This window comes from Clostridium sp. MT-14 (assembly GCF_042436595.1).
GTDB lineage: Bacteria > Bacillota > Clostridia > Clostridiales > Clostridiaceae > Clostridium_B > Clostridium_B aromativorans.
The window spans coordinates 1-20,061 of record NZ_JBHMIY010000047.1 but is presented as its reverse complement, the minus strand read 5'-3'; the positions used below and the strand labels follow the sequence as shown (position 1 = coordinate 20,061).

The window sequence follows — 20,061 nt, the reverse complement described above, 5'->3', positions numbered from 1 at the left end:
GGTTTCGTCCTTTCAAACTTCTCTTTTGACATTATTCTTCCTCCTTGTTTATAACACATTTTATTAAAGTAAACTTACCCTGGTGTGTTGTAAAAAACTCATGTATTATTGGAGCCCATGACCAGGATTGAACTGGTGACCTCCACCTTACCAAGGTGACGCTCTGCCTACTGAGCTACATGGGCAATTTAACTTGGAGCGGAAAACGGGACTCGAACCCGCGACGTCCAGCTTGGGAAGCTGGTGTTCTACCACTGAACTACTTCCGCCCATAAAACCTCTATTATATATCAAAAGTCACATACCGATTATCAATTTTAATACAAGTATATTTTTTTGTCAATATGTAATTTCTATTTATTAATTAAACACTTTTCTAACTTTCTTTTAACTCTCTGCAGTGCGTTATCTATAGATTTAGCGTGCCTGTCTAAATCACATGCAATCTCCTGATAGGACTTACCATCTAGATATGACATAAGCACTTCCATTTCTAAACTCGATAATACCTCACCTATCTCATTTTGTATGTGATTTAATTCCTCCCTGCTAATTATAAGTTCCTCTGGATCTGCTACTTTAGCTTCTGATAGTACATCCAGCAATGTCCTATCAGATTCTTCATCATATATAGGCTTATTTAAAGAAACATATGTATTTAACGGAATATGCTTCTGCCTAGTAGCAGTCTTTATAGCTGTTATTATCTGTCGGGTTACACAAAGCTCAGCAAAAGCTTTAAACGATGACAGTTTATCCGATTTAAAGTCTCTTATAGCCTTATATAAGCCTATCATGCCCTCTTGATAAATGTCTTCCTTATCTGCTCCAATCAAAAAATATGATTTTGCCTTAGATTTAACAAAATTCTCATATTTACCTATTAAATATTCTTGAGCCCTTACGTCCCCTTTTTTAGCTTCAACAATTACTTCTTCATCTAATTTTTCTGCAAAGGGGGAAATTTGTTTACTATTAAGACCTGCACTCTCCAAGATATCCCCTCCAAAACAAATATAAACCACACATTTTAATTATACATTAGAAATAAATTTACAGTCAATAGATTTTTAGTGACTTTTACGAATCTTTTCAAGTTTTTCCAGCATATCCTTTTCTATCCTGTCTTCTAGAGTATGTTTTTTCTCCGAATATTTATTTTGAATTTTATTTTTTATTTTTGATTCTATATTCTTAACTTCATGATAAAATTCAATAGAAGACATTCTCACCGCACCCCTTTGAAAAGTAACTTGCTGTTCTAAAGAATCAGAAGTAACTACAAAAACTTCATTTTTACGTCCTATATTATTCACTGTTTTTTCTATAAAAGAATCTGCAGTTTCACTTTCCTTGGTGAACACTACTATAACATTCTTATTTATTTTTTCTTTTTTCCCCAAGCTTCCTATAACCATATGGGCATCAAAAACTATAAAAATCTTATATCCTTTGTAAACTGCATAATTGCTCAACATTTCTATAAGTTCATGTCTTGCAGATTCAAAACTATACTTTTTTATATGATTTAATTGGGGCCAGCTATTTATTACATTATATCCATCTACGAAAATATTTCTCAATTTTTATCACTTTTTACTCTTTGTTTTAATATCTCATACATAAGTATACCACCTGCCACAGAAGCATTCAATGAAGCTATATTGCCATACATAGGTATTTTTACTAACATATCACATTTTTCTTTGATTGATTTTGATATTCCCCTTCCCTCGCTTCCTATAACCAAAGCAACAGCTCCATTAAAATCAACATCAAAACAATAGCTCTGCCCATTCATATCCGCACCATATACCCATATATTTCTTTTTTTAAGTTTTTCTATTATATTATTTAAATTTGTAACCTTGCATATTTTCATATACTCTACTGCTCCTGCAGAAGACTTATACACAGCAGGTGTAATACCCACATTTCTTCTTTTGGAAACTATAATTCCATGTACACCACATATTTCTGCAGTTCTTATTATAGAACCAAAATTATGAGGATCTTCTATTTCATCTAATACAATTATAAAAGGAGGCTCTCCCTTTTTTTTAGCATATTCTAATATATCCTCAGCTTCACAATACTTATATGGGGTTACTTGAGCAATTACCCCCTGGTGAGCTCCCGTTTCCGAAATCTTATCTAATTTTCTTCTATCCACTCTCTTTACTACTATATTTTTTTCCTTTGCCATGGCAATTATGACTTTTGAAGATCCTGATATACTTCCCTCTGCAATAAATATTTGTTCTATAGTTTTGCCATTATCAGATTTCAAAGCCTCAATAACTGCATTTCTTCCCTCTATTAAATCTTCTCTAAAATTACTTTTATCATTTAAATTTGCCTTTTTACTAATATCTTTGTATTTTTTAACATTAAATTTATTTTTCATAACCATACCTTTTCTATTTTTATTTTGAGCTTTTATCCTCCTGATAACATTTCCCAGTAAACAAAGCCGTTTAAAATTTCCCTTCGCTTTCTAACATAATTATAGATCTAAATAAAAAATTCAATCTACCCAATCTTCCTGTTAAATATAAAAAACCCACTAGAGTTTCAAATCCAGTAGCAAATCTATATTCCTGTACATCTGCATTTTTAGGAACCGTTCCCGACTTAGCATTTCTCCCTCTCTTAAAGAAATACATCTCCTCTTCAGATAACTGTGTTTCCAATTTCTTTATAATCTCACTTTGAGAATGAGCTTTTACAAATTTTACGGCTTTCACGTGAAGATTATGCACTTGCATATCTCTATACTTATACACCAAATATATTCTCACAAATGTTTCATATACTGCATCTCCCACAAAAGCAAGTGTCAGAGGGCTTATTTGCTTTACACTGCTGCTATCCCATTTCACATCAAATAAATTATCTTCCATTTCAATCTCCTATTTCCAAGTTATCAAGTATCTGTTATGTTTAGGTGGAGTCTTTCCCTATAATAGATAATAGCCTTTACATAAACAATTATATATCTCAATTCACATTAATGACCTTCTTCTATATTCTCCAACATACTCTCTGCCACATTTAAATCCTCAGGTGTAGTTATCTTTATATTATCATAGCTTCCTTCATATAAATAAACCTTATTCCTACAATACTCCACCACCATGGTATCATCAGTAGCCTGAATTTTTTCTTCAATAACTGTTTTATGGCAATCATAAATCAAATCATATTTAAAACATTGAGGGGTTTGAACTAAAAAAAGTCCTTCTCTACTCAAAGTACCTTTGGAAAATCCATTTTTGCCTTTACTCTTTATCGTATCCTTGGGTTTCATTCCACAGGCACATGCTCCATACATATTGGCATATCTTATTCCATCTTTAATAATCTTTTCAGTTACAAAAGGTCTTGCTCCATCATGGATTAAAACAATATCGCAATTCTCCAAAGCCTTTAATCCATTAAACACTGAATTTTGACGTTCTCTTCCCCCCTCAACTATCTTTTTAACTTTATTCAAATTATATTTTTCAACTACATTCTTTCTGCAGTATTCAATTTCATTTTTTGCACAAACCACTACAATATTATCTATGAAAGAATTCTTATTGAAAGCATTTATAGAATAATACAACAGCGGCTTACCTTTAATATAAATAAACTGTTTATTGACATTACCTTTCATTCTTTTTCCCCTGCCAGCTGCTACAATAACAGCACAGTTTTTGCTCATAGATCATATATCTCCTTTTTGCTTTGCAAATATCATCCTTCCCGCTGCTGTCTGTAAAACAGATGTAACTACCACATCCTTTGTTTCTCCTATTGATTTTTTACCTCCCTCTATGACTATCATTGTCCCATCATCCAAATAAGCTATACCCTGTCCTGATTCTTTACCATCTTTAATTATCTGCACTTTCATTTCCTCTCCTGGAAGAACCACTGGCTTCACTGCATTTGCCAATTCATTTACATTAAGAACTGGAACGCCCTGGAATTCTGCAACTTTATTTAAATTATAGTCATTGGTAACAACTTTTCCATTCAAAACTTGAGAAAGCTTTAAAAGCTTACTATCCACTTCTTCTATCTCGGGGAAATCTTTTTCATATATTATTACATCAATATTTAATTCCTTTTGAATTTTATTTAATATGTCCAATCCCCTTCTACCACGAGTTCTCTTTAATCCATCTGAAGAATCAGCTATATGTCTCAGTTCTGCCAATACAAAATTAGGTATGACAAGGGGTCCTTCTACAAACCCAGTCTGACATATATCAAATATTCTTCCATCTATTATGACAGATGTATCTAAAACCTTAGGATATCCCTTATGTTCATTTCTATTCTTCTTCTCTTTACCACTTTGAAACCTTCGAGAACTTATATTAGAAATCAAAGACATAAATTCTTCTCTCTTTCGTATGGCAATATTGGCACCCAATGCAGCCATAAGTATAGCTACTACTACCGCCAATATAGCACCTACAATTGGAACCTTAGACAGCAGATCCAGAAACACCACTGACACAAGAAGTCCTATTAATGCCCCTACAACCCCAAATAGTATCTCAGTTGCAGGAATTTTTTGAAGACTTTTCTCAACATAGTCCATTACCTTCATAATAACAGAATTAATCCATGGCGATATTAAAAACATTATGATTCCAAAAATTGCCGTCAATATAATTAAAAACAAAATTTTTTTTACAGGACCGTCATATAAATAATTTATTGTGGAAAAATAAGTGGAATCTATGGCACTTTTTCCCACAAGATATCCTAATATTAAGCCTATTATTGTAAAAAGTCCTCTAAGTATTTTTTTTAACAATAGACTCACCTCCTCTATACTAATTAAATTATATTTTCTTTTAACAATCCTTTTAACAATTAATATATATTAAGAAAATAATTTTTTCAATAAAGTTAGCTTTATTTAATAAATTATTCATTTAATATGAATAATTTAATTTATTTATTATCCCTTATATAATTATATCAAAAATTGAGATCCATAAACAATTTTGTCCATTTTTTACATACTAATCCCCCTATTCATAAAATTATTCTTGGTTTATTATATAATAAATAAGATAAGTTTCCACCTAACAAGATCATCTAAAACTACAATTAAATTTGTAGATAATATGCTAAATTTATATAAGGAGTTGAACTTAATGAAAGATGTAATCTTTGATGATTTCCAGAACACTGTAAATGAGTCATTATTAAGGCACAAAAGTATTTTAGATATAATAACTAAACTTCAAGAGTCAAATGCCAGAATAAATAGAGCAATTGTAAAATCCGTTACAAATTGCGGTTGCATAGAAGTTTGCGCTAAAAAGCAAAATATACTTGAAAATACTAATATGGATATTGAATCTTTAAAAACATGTTTGAGTACACAAATAAAAGGGACATTATGTGATAATTGCAGGGATGTAATACAAAATGAGATAGGTAATAATTTATTCTATCTTACATCACTGTGCAATGCACTGGATTTAAATTTATACGATATACTCTTAAAAGAATATGATAAAATAACTACCCTTGGTAAATACTCTTTTAGATAATTTTTAGCACAAAATAATATGACTATATTTATTTTGTGCTAAAGCTTATTATCTACCATGATCTGCTCTCTAAGCCGCCTAAGTCCATTTTTTATAGCTCTGGCTCTAGCTTCACCTATACCTTCCACTTTATCAAGATCTTCATAGGATGCTTCCATAACTCCTTTAAGTTCCCTGAAGTTTTTAACTATATTATCTATTACATTAGATGGTATTCTGGGAATTTTGCTTAACATTCTGTATCCTCTCGGGGATATCAATGTATCTACAAGAGGTACTCCCACATACCCCAGTGCTTTAGATATAAAATCAAGATTCAACAGTTCATCTGAACTTATGCCTTGAATTTGCTTATATATATCATCATAATCCATATCACTTTGGCAGTAATCTCTTATCATAAATATTCCATCTCGCTCAACTCCCTTAATAAGTTCGTTTAACTGCATGGAAATCAGCCTTCCCTCATTTCCCAATTCACATATATATACTTCGATTTCAGAAACCACTCTCATTACCATTTCAGTTCTCTGAATAGCAGTCATTACATCAAACAGCGTAACTATATCCTGAAATTCAAGAATATTGAGATTGCTAACCACCCTATCCAACACGGATACATATTTTTCCAAAGTTTGGAGAGCCTGATTAGCTCTCGCTAGCATAACACTACTATCTCTAAGTACATATTTAATATACCCCTTATATATAGTTATAACATTCCTTCTCTGAGAAATTGCTATAACTATGGCTCCAGTCTGTTTTGCAACTCTATCTGCAGTCCTGTGTCTCGTGCCAGTCTCAAAAGTCGGAATACTTGAATCTGGAATAAGCTGAGTATTTGCATATAGTATCTTTTTTAAATCACTGCTGAGTATTATAGCTCCATCCATCTTTGCAAGTTCATATATATAAGAGGGGCTGTAATCTGAATTAATAGTAAATCCACCATCTACAATTTTTAATATCTGTTCGCTGTCTCCTAATACTATTAGTCCACCAGTTTTCGCTTTCAATATATTTCTGAGCCCTTCCCTAAGCTGAGTCCCTGGTGCTAAGAGTTTTAATATACTTTTAAGTTCTTTTTCCTTTTCCAATCTCAAAATTATCACCCTAATTAAAAAACTTTATTCAATACCTCCTTCAAAGAAGATATTCCTATGATATTTATTCCATTAATATTTATTTTTTCTTTACTTCTATCTGGTACTATTATATTCTTAAATCCCATTTTTTCCGCTTCATTTACAATCCTGCCACAATAGGATACAGGTCTAACCTCACCTGTGAGACCAATTTCACCTACGGCCAAAAAATTATCCAATAATATATCTTTGGCTTTAGCACTGGATATAAGAGCAATTGCAAGGCCTAGATCACCAAAAGTACCATCTATTTTAAGGCCTCCTACCACATTTACATAAACATCACAATTGTAAAACGGTATTTTAAGCTTCTTCTCCAATACTGCCAAAATTAAATTCAACCTGGAGATATCCACTCCAACCACTGTCCTTCTGGGAATAATAGCCTTGGTCTGACTAACTAAAGCCTGTATTTCAACCAGAATAGGTCTTTTACCCTCCATTATACCTATAACAACGGAGCCTTCTTTCTGAGATGTCCTTTCCTCTAAAAACACTTCAGAAGGATTCATTATTTCTCTAAGTCCGTTTTCTATCATCTCAAATACACCAATCTCACTGGTAGTACCAAAACGATTTTTAACAGTTCTAAGTATTCTAAACTCCCCTGTTCTTTCACCTTCAAAAGATAACACAGTATCTACCATGTGCTCAAGCACTCTTGGTCCCGCTAGTTCCCCTTGTTTAGTAATATGAGCCACTATAAAAAAGGATATATTATTTTCTTTCCCTATACGCATAATATCGTTAGAAGTTTCTCTTACTTGAGACACACTACCCGGTGCTGAGCTAATAGATTCTTTAAATAAAGTCTGTATAGAATCTACAACTACAAATATGGGTTCATTTTTTTGTACATGTTCCTCTATTTTATCCAAATTAGTCTCGGAAACTATAAAGAGATCATCAGATAATGCCTTAAGCCTATCCCCCCTCATTTTTATCTGTTCTTCGGACTCCTCTCCTGAAACATATAATACTTTTCCATATCTTTTGGCAATATTACTGGCAGTTTGCAAAAGTAATGTGGATTTTCCTATTCCTGGAGCACCTGATATAAGTGTAATAGATCCCCTCACAATACCTCCACCTAAAACTCTGTTCAATTCCATTATACCAGTATCAAGTCTTTCATATTCACCTGATTTTATATTATTTATACTTTTAGGTGTACTGCTAAATCCTAAATGCTTAAAAGATTCTATTTGAGGGGACTTAATTTCTTCCACCATACTGTTCCAACTGTTACAACTAGGACATTTCCCGAGCCATTTTGGAGATTGATATCCACATTTCTGGCACGTAAAAACAGTTTTTTTTCTTGCCACTCAATTGTCTCCTTTCATATTAAAACATGATCATACAACATTTTTAACTACTTTTGTAAAAAATGTTTAGATTTCAATAAAAATTAAGCTTTATGCCTACAAGGCATAAAGTTTAATTTTTATCTTTTTAAAATAGCTTCAAGAATCATCTAGTTAAAGATACTCCTAATTAACTTTGTCGAAAAATAATTCTTCATTATTTACATCTACCTTTACATTATCTCCTTTTTTGACATTTCCTCTAAGCATTTCCTCTGAAAGTTTATCTTCTACAATTTTCGTTATAGCTCTTCTCAGCGGTCTTGCACCATAGGTTATATCAAAACCTTCCTTTGCCAATAATTTTTGGGCTTCTTCAGTAAAATTAATTTTTATATCTTGATCCATAAGCCTTGCAGAAACACTTTTCAACATGAGTTTTACTATTTGTAATAAATCTTTTTTCTCCAATTGATGGAAAACTATTATATCATCAATTCTATTTAAAAATTCAGGCCTAAAAGAATCTTTAAGTTCTTCCATTATATTATCTTTCATTTTTTCATATTGACTTTCCTTTGTGCTTTCATCTTCAATTGCAAATCCCATGGATTTTTGTTTTCTTATAGTAGATGCCCCCACATTGGATGTCATTATTATTATGGTATTTTTAAAGTTTATAGTCTTTCCTTTACCATCCGTCAATCTTCCATCTTCAAGTATCTGCAGCAGTATATTGAATACCTCAGGATGGGCTTTTTCTATTTCATCAAATAATACCACTGAATATGGATTCCGCCTTACTTTTTCAGTAAGCTGGCCGCCTTCATCATAACCCACATATCCTGGGGGAGAGCCTATAAGTCTAGATACAGTGTGTTTTTCCATGTATTCGGACATGTCAATTCTTATCATGTTATTTTCATCACCAAACATGGCTTCAGCTAATGCCTTTGACAGCTCTGTTTTTCCAACACCAGTAGGTCCCAAAAATATAAATGAACCTATAGGTCTTTTCGGATCTTTAAGTCCCACTCTAGCTCTTCTAACTGCCCTCGATATGGATTTAACTGCTTCGTCCTGTCCTATTACTCTCTTATGGAGAATATTTTCCAAATTCAACAGTCTCTCCGATTCCTTTTCAGTTAATTTTTCCACTGGAATATTAGTCCACTGAGATACAACCGATGCAACTTGCGGTTCTCCAACTATGAGGGTGGATACTTCTTTCTTAGTTTTCCAATTAGTTTTTAATCCCTCTAATTTATCCTTTAATTTCTTTTCCTCGTCTCTTAATTTAGCCGCTTTTTCAAAATCCTGAACTCTAATAGAATCTTCTTTCTCCTTAGTTATCTTTTCCAGTTCCTCCTCCTTTTTCTTTAGATCAGGTGGAGCAACCAGATTTTGTATTCTCACCTTAGCAGCCGCTTCATCAATTAAATCAATGGCTTTATCTGGCAAATATCTATCCGTAATGTATCTATCTGACAAATTTACTGCGGCATCAATAGCCTCATCTATTATCTTCACCCTATGATGTGCTTCATATTTATCTCGTAACCCCTTTAATATTAAAACAGCTTCTTCTTTAGTAGGTTCCCCTACTAATATAGGCTGAAACCTTCTCTCAAGAGCAGAATCTTTTTCAATATACTTTCTATACTCATCTATAGTTGTAGCTCCAATACATTGAATTTCTCCTCTTGCTAAAGCAGGCTTTAATATATTTGATGCATCTATAGCACCTTCAGCTGCTCCTGCCCCTATTATAGTATGAACTTCATCAATAAACAATATTACATTACCTGATTTTCTTATTTCTTCCATAACTTTTTTAAGTCTTTCCTCAAATTCTCCTCTGTATTTTGAACCTGCTATCATGGAGGAAAGATCCAATGTGACCACTCTTTTCCCTTTTAAAAGCTCAGGAATATTAGCTGAAACTATTTTTTCTGCAAGTCCCTCTGCTATGGCAGTTTTCCCTACACCAGGATCTCCTATTAAACAAGGATTATTTTTAGTTCTTCTGCTCAATATTTCAAGAACCCTTTGAGTTTCTTTCTCTCTGCCTATTACTGGATCCAATTTTCCTTCTCTTGCCATATCAGTCAAATCCCTGCCAAACTGATCAAGCGTTGGAGTAGGTTCACCCTTTTCCTTTTTAGTTCCATTTAAATTTGAAGACTGCTCTCCTGAAAGCGCATCTACGAGCTCTTTTCTAAGCTTATTGAAATCTGCTCCTAAATTATTTAAAATAGTAAAAGCTACACCTTCTGACTCTCTAATTAGCGCAAGCAAAATATGCTCCGGGCTAATATAATTATGATTCAAGTTTCTAGCTTCAAACAAACTCAATTCTAAAAGCCTCTTTGTCCTAGGGGTAAGTGGAATCTCCTTGTTATATAGATCTATTTCTCCTCTGCCCTCATATTCTTCTATAAAGCTTCGCACTGTTTCAATAGTAATATTCATATTATTTAAAAGATTCTTAGCTATTCCATCTTCTTTTAATATACCAAGAAGTACATGTTCCGTACCCACGTATCCATGTTGAAGCGCTTGAGCTTCTTCTTGGGCGTAGATCAGCACTTTTTGTGCCCTCTCTGTAAATCTTCCAAACATCATAACCAAATTCACCTTCCCTTTTACTGGGCTGTATTTACAGCCAATTTTTCTCTAACGAGCTTTGCTCTATTAAAATCTCTTTCATTACTCGACAAATTTTTATCATATTGCTTTTGTATAGCAGCCGGTTGTATATTCACTAAAAGATCATTTAATGTAACTTTATTCACATCATTAATTATTCCCATCTCTACTCCCAATCTTACATCGGATAAAAGCTTCAGGCATTCATTTGAATTTAAAAGTACAGCTGATCTCAATACACCAAGTGCTCTATAAATTCTATCCTCCAGCTCATATTTATATTTTTTCATAAGACTGCCTCTGGAAATTTTCTCCTCATTTATCACCTGAATAACTATAGCCTTTAAGCTGCTTAATATTTCTTCTTCACTTCGTCCTAAAGTTATCTGATTAGAAATCTGGTATATGTTTCCCACAGGTTTAGAGCCTTCACCATACAATCCTCTAATGGTCATTCCAACCTGGGCCAATGCATTCAACAGTCCATTCATTTGATTATTCAGTGAAAGTGCCGGCAGATGCAGCATAACAGATGCTCTCAATCCCGTGCCAATATTAGTAGGACATGCTGTCAAATAACCTAACTTTTCATCAAAGGCATATTCTAGATTTTCTTCAAGAAGATCATCAATTTTATCACTTAAGCTATAGGCTTCTTCTAAATTTAATCCTGCTGTTATACACTGAATTCTTACATGATCCTCTTCATTTATCATAATACTTACGGTTTCTTTATCATTGAGAATAAAAGCGGTTTTATCACTATTTTCTATTAAATTTTTGCTTATAAGATGTTTTTCCAGATAAAGCTGCCTCTCATTATTATTTTTTTCCCATAAATAATTAGTTTTAAATTCCTGTCTAATTTCCGGTGAAGTATAAAAAGCATTTTCTATACCTTTTATTACATCCCTGCTCCTTTCTACATTTAATTTACGAGGGAAAGGAACTTTAGCCAAATTTCTCGCCAGCCTCATTCTGCTACTTATAACCAAATCTTCCTTATTATCACAAGTAGTAATCCAATTGTCCACAGCTAATCCTCCTTTCTGTTATCTTTATTTTGCCCATTTTGTCCCTCTATGTCTTTTATCATGTCTCTTATTGTGGCTGCCTTCTCATACTCTTCTAGAGACACTGCATTTTTAAGATCTGCTTTCAATTTTAAAAGCTTTTTCTCTTTAATCATATTTTTTCCAGCTCTTTTTGGTATTTTCCCTTTATGATCTAAATTAACCTGAACTCTTTTAATAATTGGGCCTAAAATATTGCTAAAGTTTTTATAACACTCGCTGCATCCTAAAAGACCTGTTTTTTTAAATTCATTATATGAAGTTCCACAATTTTTACAGGATATATCAAAACTCTTATACTGCTCGTTATTGGCATTTATCATATAATCCATAATTCCGCCTAATATATTCTGGAAACTAAATGGAGATACAAAATCTATCTGAGGTACAAAATTAAGTTCCCCTTTTTCCATGGCACATTTTTCACATAAATTAATATCCCGTCTGGAACCATTTATTATCTTCGTTATATGAACTGTAGCTTCATTTTTTTTACATATATCACAAAGCACATTATCACTCCCATATATATTGTTATTACTTTAACACAATTTTATTATATCACATATTTATCTATTAATAACAAATTTAGGTGTATTAAATATAAGCACCATAACTGCCTTTAATATCTCTGCCCTCAATTTATTCTTGCTCTCAAGTTGAACATTGTTTAACGTCCTATCATTTATTACAGTCTTTAATATCATATTTTCCCTTTCCGTTATTACTTCCTCTTCAAATAATCCCTCTATGATCTTTACAGCTGAATTATAAGTTATACTATCTCCTATCTTTCTGATTATGGTTTTAAGCAAATTTTTATTGCAATTAAACTCAATCTTTCTTATAATTATACATCCGCCGCCACCTCTTTTACTTTCTATATAATAACCTTTATCCATAGTAAATCTAGTAGTCAACACATAATTTATCTGGGAAGGAGCACAACTAAAATAGTTGGCCAAATCATTTCTTCCAATCTGAAGCTGAGTTTCATCGCTATTATTAAACATATCTTTTATAAATTCTTCTATTATATCTGACAGTCTTGCCACCTTATCACCTTCTGACTTTGACTTTCTTTGACCTTTATTTAATAATATTATTTATATCCCTTTTAATCAACTTCTATATAAGCTAATATTAAGCAATTTACATTCATATATTCAATATATCTGATATTTTATCCATTTTTTAAAATATATATTAATTTTAATTGCAATTTATATTGTCTCTACCTTTTTCACCTTCCCTAAATGTGACAAATCCCCATATAACACAACCGTAGCTTGTCCATTTTGTATATTTACTTGACTCAAACTCGTCTGATGAATATAGGGTGTATGCCATAACTCATCCAAAGACATACCCTGAAAATATGACATTATTATCTTTAAAGTCACAGCATGAGTTACAAATAATACACTTTTGCTCTCATATTTATTTATAACTTCTTTAATTAAGGGTATTATTCTTGCTCTCACCTGTTCAAATTTCTCGCCGCCAATTGGCTCATAAATTTTAGGGTTAGTCCAAAAATTATGAAGCTGTTCTGAGTTTTTTTTCTCAATTTGTTTTTGATCAAAACCTTCCCATTCTCCTAAATCTATTTCCATAAGCCTTTCATCTTTTATTATGGGTATATTTTTGGAATTTACTAATATTTTTGAAGTCTTTATTGCTCTACCCGACGGACTGGAATACACCACACTAAAATCAATATTTTCCAATCTTTTTCTTAATAAATTAGCTTGTCGAATTCCTCTCTCAGTAAGAGGTGAATCCTTTCTACCCTGCATTCTCATTTCAGTATTCCACAATGTTTCTCCATGCCTTGTCATATACAATTTAATCATACATTTCTCCCCTTATCAACAGTTTAACATTATTTTACATACGACATAGTTCTTATAATTTTTTATTATACCATACAATTTTTATTTTTTTAATTTATTCCCTACATTTTAAATGCTTTTATGTAACGCCGCTTTCCATCACAAGTTTCATTTAAGCTAACAGTAAATTTTTTATTCTTCAGCATATTGCATATTATTTCTTTATTTTCATCATCATCTCCATCTATCTCTATCGTCAAATTGTCATTTTCCCCTATTATCGACATATAATCATATACACTACTATAATCCTCTAAAACAATCTTCCCTTTTATATTCATTTTATATTCAGACATATTATCTATCTCCTGTAGATTAAGTACTTATTAACAAAATTATTATTTATTCTAAACAGCCAAAATATACATAAGCTTAAAAATTTGAAAATATATCAGATAACTTTACTTTTACCCTATCTACAGGATTTCAATCAAAATTTATAAATAGAAAACTTCCAACATATATTATATATTAAAAATAGAACAATTAATAAAAAAGGGGGAGATTATATGTCAATAACAGTTGAAAATATGCTTAAAATTAAAAGTTTCTCTGACTTTAAAATATTAGCAGGACATGATGGAACAAACAGAAGGGTTAAATCCGTCACTGTCATGGAAGCACCAGATATGTATAAATGGCTAAAGGGCGGCGAATTTTTTATTACAACTGGTTACTGGATGAAATATGTACCTAATAAAATTGAAGAATTGATAATTAAAATTGAAAATTCAGGTGCTTCTGCATTTGGCATAAAACTCAACAGGTTTATCGATGCACTCCCGGATAAAGTGCTCAAAACAGCTGACAACCTATCCTTTCCAATAATACAGATACCTTCTTATTGTGCATTTATAGACATTATAAATCCTGTACTTTCTTTAATTATAAATCAACAAGCTCTAAAACTAAAGTATTCCGAAAATATTCATAGATCATTTACTTCTCTTGTTATAAATGGAGGTAACACACAACAAATAGTTGATACCCTGGGAAATATATTGAAAATCGATGTTGCATTTTATGATACATATTTTGATAAAAAATACGTCAATTCAAATTTGGATAAGTTTTCCAAATTCTTTAATGACATTAAATCATTTGAAATAGATAAAATTTTGTCGTTATATGATCATTATCCAATAAATATAGATAAAAAAAATTATGGATATATTATTATATCCAACGAAAAAATAAAAAATAAATATGTGTCTGAATACAATAAAATGGTTGTAGAACACGCAAGTACGGTATTAAAACTCGATATTCAAAAAAAAATATCCAACATGCAAATAGAAGAAAAATATAGAAATGAATTTGTAAGAGACTTAATAACAAATAATATAAAAACAAGTGAAGAAGTAAAAAATAGATCCAAACTCTATAATTGGAATTTTGACGCAGGGATAATATCTATTATTGTAGATATAGATAATTTCAAGATGAATTATCTAAAAATAAAGAACAAAAAAATGAATTATAGTCTTGAAAATACAAAACTAATCATATTTAAATCTGCAATAAAAATTTTAAAGAAATATTTTAAAGAAGTTCCCTATACTACATTCAATGATAGCCTTACCTTATTAATTAAGCCTATATATAAAGATAAATTAAAATTTTCCAACAAGTTAAAAAAAATATGCAGAGAAATAAATGCAAACATACTAAAAAAAACCAATTTTACAGCTACTATAGGAATTGGAAATTATGAATCATCAGTAATGAATTCTCATATAAGCTATAAAAATGCTAAAATGGCAGTAAAATTAGGACGAATTATATACAAGTGTAATAACGTAATTTCTTATGATGAACTTGGTATATATAAATTATTGTCGCTAATATATAAAAGTAATGCTGCAAAAAATTTTTATTTATCTAATTTACAGGAATTAATAGATCACGATAAAAAAAATAATGGAGATTTGCTAAATACACTATACTATTTAATAAAAAACAATTGGAACCTTAAGGTTACTTCTGAAAAAATGTATTTACATTATAATACTATAAAATATAGGTTTAATAAAATTAATGAACTGCTAAATGTTGATCTCAGAAATTCTGAAGAAAGAATAAATATAACCATATCCTTAAAATTAATGGAGATGGCTGAGTAGTACAAAACTCAGCCATTATTTTTATATTATTGGAACAGTGTAAATGCTATATGCTAGTGATAAGATATACCAAATAAGTTATTAGAAAGAGGGTTTATAAATTGTACGATATTGTAATAAAAAATGGAAAGATCATATCAGGATGCGGAAATCCCTGGTATAAAGCAGACATAGGCATAATAGGCGATACTATATCTCACATAGGAAATATTTCAGAAAAAGATGCAAATGAAATAGTTGATGCTGAAGATCTCATTGTTTGTCCTGGCTTTATCGATGCACATTCCCATGGAGATCTAAGGATACTTGGTGAACCAACGGCCTCAGAGAAATTAATGCAGGGTGTAACAACTGAAATAAACGGCCAGTGTGGAATAGGAATTGCCCCAATAAAAAACGAAGACAAAGAAAATTGGAGAAATTATATTTATGGAATATTCGGAGAATATCCTGAAATTCACTTCAACTGGAATACGTTAGAACAATACCTAAAAGAAGTTGAAAAAAAGCAACCGTCAATTAATGCTGGATATTTGGTAACTTTCGGAGCCGCAAGGCTTATGGTAATGGGTTTTGACAGTAGAGAACCCAATGATGATGAGATAAAAAAAATTGTACAAATTATCGATGAATCTATGAAGTCAGGAGCCTTCGGTATGTCTCTAGGTATGATATATGTCCCAACAGTATTTGCAACTAATAGAGAACTGATAGAAACCTGTAAAATAGTTGCTGAAAATAATGGTGTGGTAGGAATACACATGAGAAATGAAGGAAATGATTTGATAAATTCAGTGCAGGAGGTAATTAATCTAACCAAAGAAACCGGAGTCTCCTTTCAAATTTCCCATTTAAAAGCTGGTGGAAAAAATAATTGGCATAAATCCATAGATAAAGTTATCAAAATGATTGAGCTAGCTAGAGAAGATGGATTTGACATAACCTTTGATCAATATCCTTATGATTCATGCAGTACCATGTTAAGACAGGTTCTGCCTCCATGGGTTCTCGATGGGGGAAATGAAAAAATGAAAGCAAGAATTTCAGATAAAGATATCAGGGTTAAAGTCAATAGGCAGATAAACGGGGAGTCTCCCGTGGATGGGCTGACTTCAAAAGCCGGTTGGGACAATTATGCTAATCTAGGCGGGTGGGACGGAATACTTATAACTTCAGTGAAATCCAAAAATAGCCAGAAATGCTTAGGGAAAACCATTAAACAGCTATCAGACGAAATGAATAAAGAACCTATAGATGTAGTATGTGATTTATTAATAAAAGAAGACGGTGCAGTTGGAATGGCAGTATATATGATGTGTGAAGATGATGTAAAAACTATTTTAAAACACGAATTAGGAATGGTTGGAACAGATGGACTATATGGCGGCAAACCACACCCAAGATTATATGGCACATTTCCAAAAATACTTGGTAAATATGTAAGACAAGAAAATTTAATATCTCTAACTACAGCTATAAGAAAAATAACATCATACCCTGCTCAAAGATATGGAATTAGAGACAGAGGAATGATACTGCAGGGGATGAAAGCGGATATCACAATATTTGATGAAAATAAAATCATTGATAATTCCACATTTAATGATCCATTTCATTATCCTGACGGGATAAAATATGTACTAGTCAATGGGAAAATTGAAGTAAAGAATAATAAGATTGTCAATAAAGGTAATGGAAATGTACTACTAAAAAAATAATACATTTTTCTGTTCAATTCTAATATATTAATATTAGCGTTCTAAAATCCAGAATATTATGAATTAAAGGAAGGGAAAAAGCATGCCAAAAAAAAGAAATATAATCTTACTAATTTTATTTATCACATGGACTGTATGCTACATGGACAGAATGGTAATGACTGTTGCCATACCATATATCGCTAAGGATTTTAATTTGACATCAGTTGAAATGGGTGTTGTGATAAGTGCATTTTTCTTAGGATACGCACTTTTTCAAATCCCAGGGGGTATGCTGGCAGATAAATTTGGGGCCAGAAAAGTCATGGCTATAGCCGTTTCATGGTGGTCAGCATTTACTGCCTTTACTGGTATGGCTACTTCGCTGCTTAGCATGTTGATCATTCGATTCCTATTTGGCCTGGGTGAGGCCAGTTTTCCGGGAGGTTCGTGGAAAACCGTTTCCACCTGGTTCCCAAAAAAAGAAAGGGCAACCGCCAATTCTTTTATGCTGTCTTCAAACTCTTTAGGTCCTGCAATTGCACCTTTATTTGTAGTAGGAATTATGGCAGCCTTCAGTTGGCGATCTGTATTTTATTTTCTGTTTATTCCAGGCATGATAGTTGTTGCATTAATCTTATACTTTGTAAGAAATAAACCTGAAGATAGCAATATGATATCCCCTGAGGAATTAAAAATAATCAATGAAAAAGACCCTGAAGAATGCTCAGCTAATAAACTAAGTTTTAGGGATGTTGTTAAACTTCCTGTGGTATGGAAAATATTTTTTACTTTTTTCGCTTTTGACATAGTGTTTTGGGGGTTTTCTTCCTGGATACCCACTTATTTAGTAAATGCACGTGGTTTTAAATTAGTAAAGATGGGCATAATTGCATCACTACCTTTCTTCGCAGGAACAATAGGAACTGTTGCAGGAGGTTATTTTTCCGATAAATATTTTGTCGGTAAGCGCCGCTTTGTAATTATAATTTCCTTAATATCTACAGCTCTCTGTTTAATCTTAACTTATATAACTCCAAATGAAGCATTAGCTATGACTTTTTTAACTTTTACTGGATTCTTCGTCTGCATGGCATTTGGCGGTATTTGGGCTCTCCCAATGAATATTTTACCTTCTGAGGTAATGGGTTCATCCTCCAGACTTATTAATTTTGCCGGTCAAATTGCAGGATTTATTTCACCAATTGCAATAGGATTTCTAGTTCAAATGGCTGGAGGTTCGTTTGGAATAGCATTTGCCTTTCTTGTCGTTGCCTGCCTTATTTCCACTAGTATTGCGTTCACAATACATGAAAAGAAAGAGGTGAATATAAATGGAAAAACAAATTGAGTTTCTTAAAGAGCTTTTAAATACTAATAGTGTAAATCCTCCTGGTAATGAAGAACAAATTGCCAAAATAATCGCTAAAGAATTAAATGAAAACGGCATCGCCTCAACCATACGTCCTATAGAAGAAAACCGTGCTTATTTAATAGCAAAGCTTAAAGGAAATGGTAACAAAAAAAGTTTAGTATTTTCAGGACATATGGACACAGTACCACCAGGAGATATTCCCTGGAAATACAAACCTTTTGAGGTACAGGAAATAAACGGACGTCTTTATGGCCGTGGAGCATCAGATATGAAAGGTGGACTGGCTGCTTTAACAATGGCTATGGTTGAAATCGCTAAAGAGGGGATCCCTTTAGAAGGTGATCTCATTTTAGCTGCTACTGCAGGTGAAGAAGTTGATAGCCTTGGAGCAAAAGCAGTAATACAAGATGGTATTTTAAAAAATATAGGGGCGATGATAATCGGAGAACCAAGCAGCAATGAAATTTTTATTTCTCATAAAGGAGCATTATGGCTTGAGGTGATTTCTTATGGTAAAACTGCACATGGTTCAATGCCAGATAAGGGAATTAATGCAATTGAAAATATGAATTCTTTAATAAACATTCTCCACAACAGATTTAAATTTAAATATAAGGAAAACAACCTGCTTGGAGAGCCAACTTTAAATATTTCTATTATTTCCGGCGGAATCAGGACTAATATGGTTCCTAACATATGTAAAATGCAAATGGACATACGTACAGTTCCAGGACAAAATCATCAAGAAATTATATCAGATATTAAATTCCTAATAAAAGAAATCGAAAAAAATTCCAATGCTAAATTTGAATTAAAAATATTAAATAACTTAATAGCAGTTGAAACTTCAATGGATGATCCATTCGTTGAATTGGCACAATCTACAGCAGATGAATTATTTAATTATGAACACAAATTTAAAGGAGCAAAATATTATACAGATGCATCCACATTTGTTTCTGGATTAAAAACCAATTTTCCATTATTTATTTATGGTCCAGGTGAAGAATCAATAGCACACCAAGCAAATGAATATATAGAAATAAGCAAATATTTGGATGCCATTAAATTTTATAAAAAAATAGCCTTAAGATACCTTAAATAATATGCCTTATAAAGAGAGTATAGTAAATAATTTTAAGGTTCTAATGAGAATTATCTAGTTTGGAGATGATAAAAATGACCATCATGGAAGAAGCTCAAAAAATTAAACCCTGGATGGTGGATCTCAGA

General features: G+C 32.0%; 19 protein-coding genes and 2 tRNA genes. 5 read left to right on the top strand and 16 right to left on the bottom strand.

What is annotated here, in order from left to right; all coding sequences use genetic code 11:
• Positions 1-109: 109 nt before the first annotated feature.
• From ACFHWD_RS19330 to ACFHWD_RS19295, 8 genes are all read right to left on the bottom strand, one after another.
• Positions 110-185, bottom strand: a tRNA-Thr gene (locus ACFHWD_RS19330).
• A gap of 9 nt (positions 186-194) precedes the next feature.
• A tRNA-Gly gene (locus ACFHWD_RS19325) sits at positions 195-269 on the bottom strand.
• A gap of 84 nt (positions 270-353) precedes the next feature.
• Entirely contained in the window at positions 354-995 is a 642-nt protein-coding gene (gene sigH, locus ACFHWD_RS19320) for an RNA polymerase sporulation sigma factor SigH (RefSeq protein WP_150358923.1), read from the bottom strand.
• A gap of 75 nt (positions 996-1,070) precedes the next feature.
• On the bottom strand, positions 1,071-1,583 hold the full coding sequence (locus tag ACFHWD_RS19315; RefSeq protein ID WP_150358924.1) for an NYN domain-containing protein: 513 nt from the start codon (positions 1,581-1,583) through the stop codon (positions 1,071-1,073).
• Positions 1,580-2,407: a 23S rRNA (guanosine(2251)-2'-O)-methyltransferase RlmB gene (gene rlmB / locus ACFHWD_RS19310; protein WP_179978369.1), complete on the bottom strand. Its 828-nt coding sequence runs from the start codon at positions 2,405-2,407 to the stop codon at positions 1,580-1,582. Before rlmB ends, ACFHWD_RS19315 begins: the two co-directional genes overlap by 4 nt.
• Positions 2,408-2,477: 70 nt before the next feature.
• A complete protein-coding gene (locus tag ACFHWD_RS19305) occupies positions 2,478-2,903 on the bottom strand; it encodes a Mini-ribonuclease 3 (RefSeq protein ID WP_150358926.1) in 426 nt (141 codons plus the stop codon).
• Between the two features lie 107 nt (positions 2,904-3,010).
• Positions 3,011-3,709, bottom strand: a complete 699-nt coding sequence (gene ispD / locus ACFHWD_RS19300) for a 2-C-methyl-D-erythritol 4-phosphate cytidylyltransferase (protein WP_150358927.1) — start codon at positions 3,707-3,709, stop codon at positions 3,011-3,013.
• Positions 3,710-3,712: 3 nt separating this feature from the next.
• Positions 3,713-4,816, bottom strand: coding sequence for a PIN/TRAM domain-containing protein (locus ACFHWD_RS19295; RefSeq protein WP_150358928.1), 1,104 nt, complete (start codon positions 4,814-4,816; stop codon positions 3,713-3,715).
• 346 nt (positions 4,817-5,162) lie between these two features.
• Between ACFHWD_RS19295 and ACFHWD_RS19290 the strand changes: the two genes are divergently transcribed.
• Positions 5,163-5,564: a DUF1573 domain-containing protein gene (locus tag ACFHWD_RS19290; protein WP_150357964.1), complete on the top strand. Its 402-nt coding sequence runs from the start codon at positions 5,163-5,165 to the stop codon at positions 5,562-5,564.
• A 38-nt stretch (positions 5,565-5,602) separates the two neighbouring features.
• Here ACFHWD_RS19290 and disA read toward each other — a convergent pair whose 3' ends face one another.
• From disA to ACFHWD_RS19250, 8 genes are all read right to left on the bottom strand, one after another.
• Positions 5,603-6,667, bottom strand: coding sequence for a DNA integrity scanning diadenylate cyclase DisA (gene disA / locus ACFHWD_RS19285; protein WP_150357965.1), 1,065 nt, complete (start codon positions 6,665-6,667; stop codon positions 5,603-5,605).
• Between the two features lie 14 nt (positions 6,668-6,681).
• A complete protein-coding gene (gene radA, locus ACFHWD_RS19280; RefSeq protein WP_150357966.1) occupies positions 6,682-8,037 on the bottom strand; it encodes a DNA repair protein RadA in 1,356 nt (451 codons plus the stop codon).
• Positions 8,038-8,202: 165 nt separating this feature from the next.
• Positions 8,203-10,641, bottom strand: coding sequence for an ATP-dependent Clp protease ATP-binding subunit (locus ACFHWD_RS19275; protein ID WP_150357967.1), 2,439 nt, complete (start codon positions 10,639-10,641; stop codon positions 8,203-8,205).
• Between the two features lie 20 nt (positions 10,642-10,661).
• The gene (locus tag ACFHWD_RS19270) at positions 10,662-11,699 is read right to left on the bottom strand and encodes a protein arginine kinase (protein ID WP_150357968.1); all 1,038 of its coding nucleotides are present in this window, start codon (positions 11,697-11,699) and stop codon (positions 10,662-10,664) included.
• A gap of 2 nt (positions 11,700-11,701) precedes the next feature.
• Positions 11,702-12,250, bottom strand: a complete 549-nt coding sequence (locus tag ACFHWD_RS19265; RefSeq protein ID WP_150357969.1) for a UvrB/UvrC motif-containing protein — start codon at positions 12,248-12,250, stop codon at positions 11,702-11,704.
• Between the two features lie 57 nt (positions 12,251-12,307).
• Positions 12,308-12,793, bottom strand: coding sequence for a CtsR family transcriptional regulator (locus tag ACFHWD_RS19260; RefSeq protein WP_150357970.1), 486 nt, complete (start codon positions 12,791-12,793; stop codon positions 12,308-12,310).
• A 168-nt stretch (positions 12,794-12,961) separates the two neighbouring features.
• On the bottom strand, positions 12,962-13,594 hold the full coding sequence (locus tag ACFHWD_RS19255; protein WP_150357971.1) for a histidine phosphatase family protein: 633 nt from the start codon (positions 13,592-13,594) through the stop codon (positions 12,962-12,964).
• Between the two features lie 101 nt (positions 13,595-13,695).
• Positions 13,696-13,929, bottom strand: a complete 234-nt coding sequence (locus ACFHWD_RS19250; RefSeq protein ID WP_150357972.1) for a hypothetical protein — start codon at positions 13,927-13,929, stop codon at positions 13,696-13,698.
• A gap of 213 nt (positions 13,930-14,142) precedes the next feature.
• On the opposite strand from ACFHWD_RS19250, the gene ACFHWD_RS19245 reads away from it, so the two are divergent.
• The 4 genes from ACFHWD_RS19245 (at position 14,143) to ACFHWD_RS19230 (ending at position 19,933) form a co-directional block, all read left to right on the top strand.
• Positions 14,143-15,756 (top strand): PucR family transcriptional regulator, encoded by a 1,614-nt coding sequence (locus ACFHWD_RS19245; RefSeq protein ID WP_229982075.1) that lies wholly within the window; start codon positions 14,143-14,145, stop codon positions 15,754-15,756.
• 101 nt (positions 15,757-15,857) lie between these two features.
• Positions 15,858-17,474: an amidohydrolase family protein gene (locus ACFHWD_RS19240; protein ID WP_229982076.1), complete on the top strand. Its 1,617-nt coding sequence runs from the start codon at positions 15,858-15,860 to the stop codon at positions 17,472-17,474.
• Positions 17,475-17,556: 82 nt separating this feature from the next.
• Positions 17,557-18,804, top strand: coding sequence for an MFS transporter (locus ACFHWD_RS19235; RefSeq protein ID WP_378062878.1), 1,248 nt, complete (start codon positions 17,557-17,559; stop codon positions 18,802-18,804).
• Positions 18,788-19,933 (top strand): ArgE/DapE family deacylase, encoded by a 1,146-nt coding sequence (locus ACFHWD_RS19230; RefSeq protein ID WP_179978362.1) that lies wholly within the window; start codon positions 18,788-18,790, stop codon positions 19,931-19,933. The genes ACFHWD_RS19235 and ACFHWD_RS19230 overlap by 17 nt, the downstream gene beginning before the upstream one ends.
• Positions 19,934-20,061: the final 128 nt, after the last annotated feature.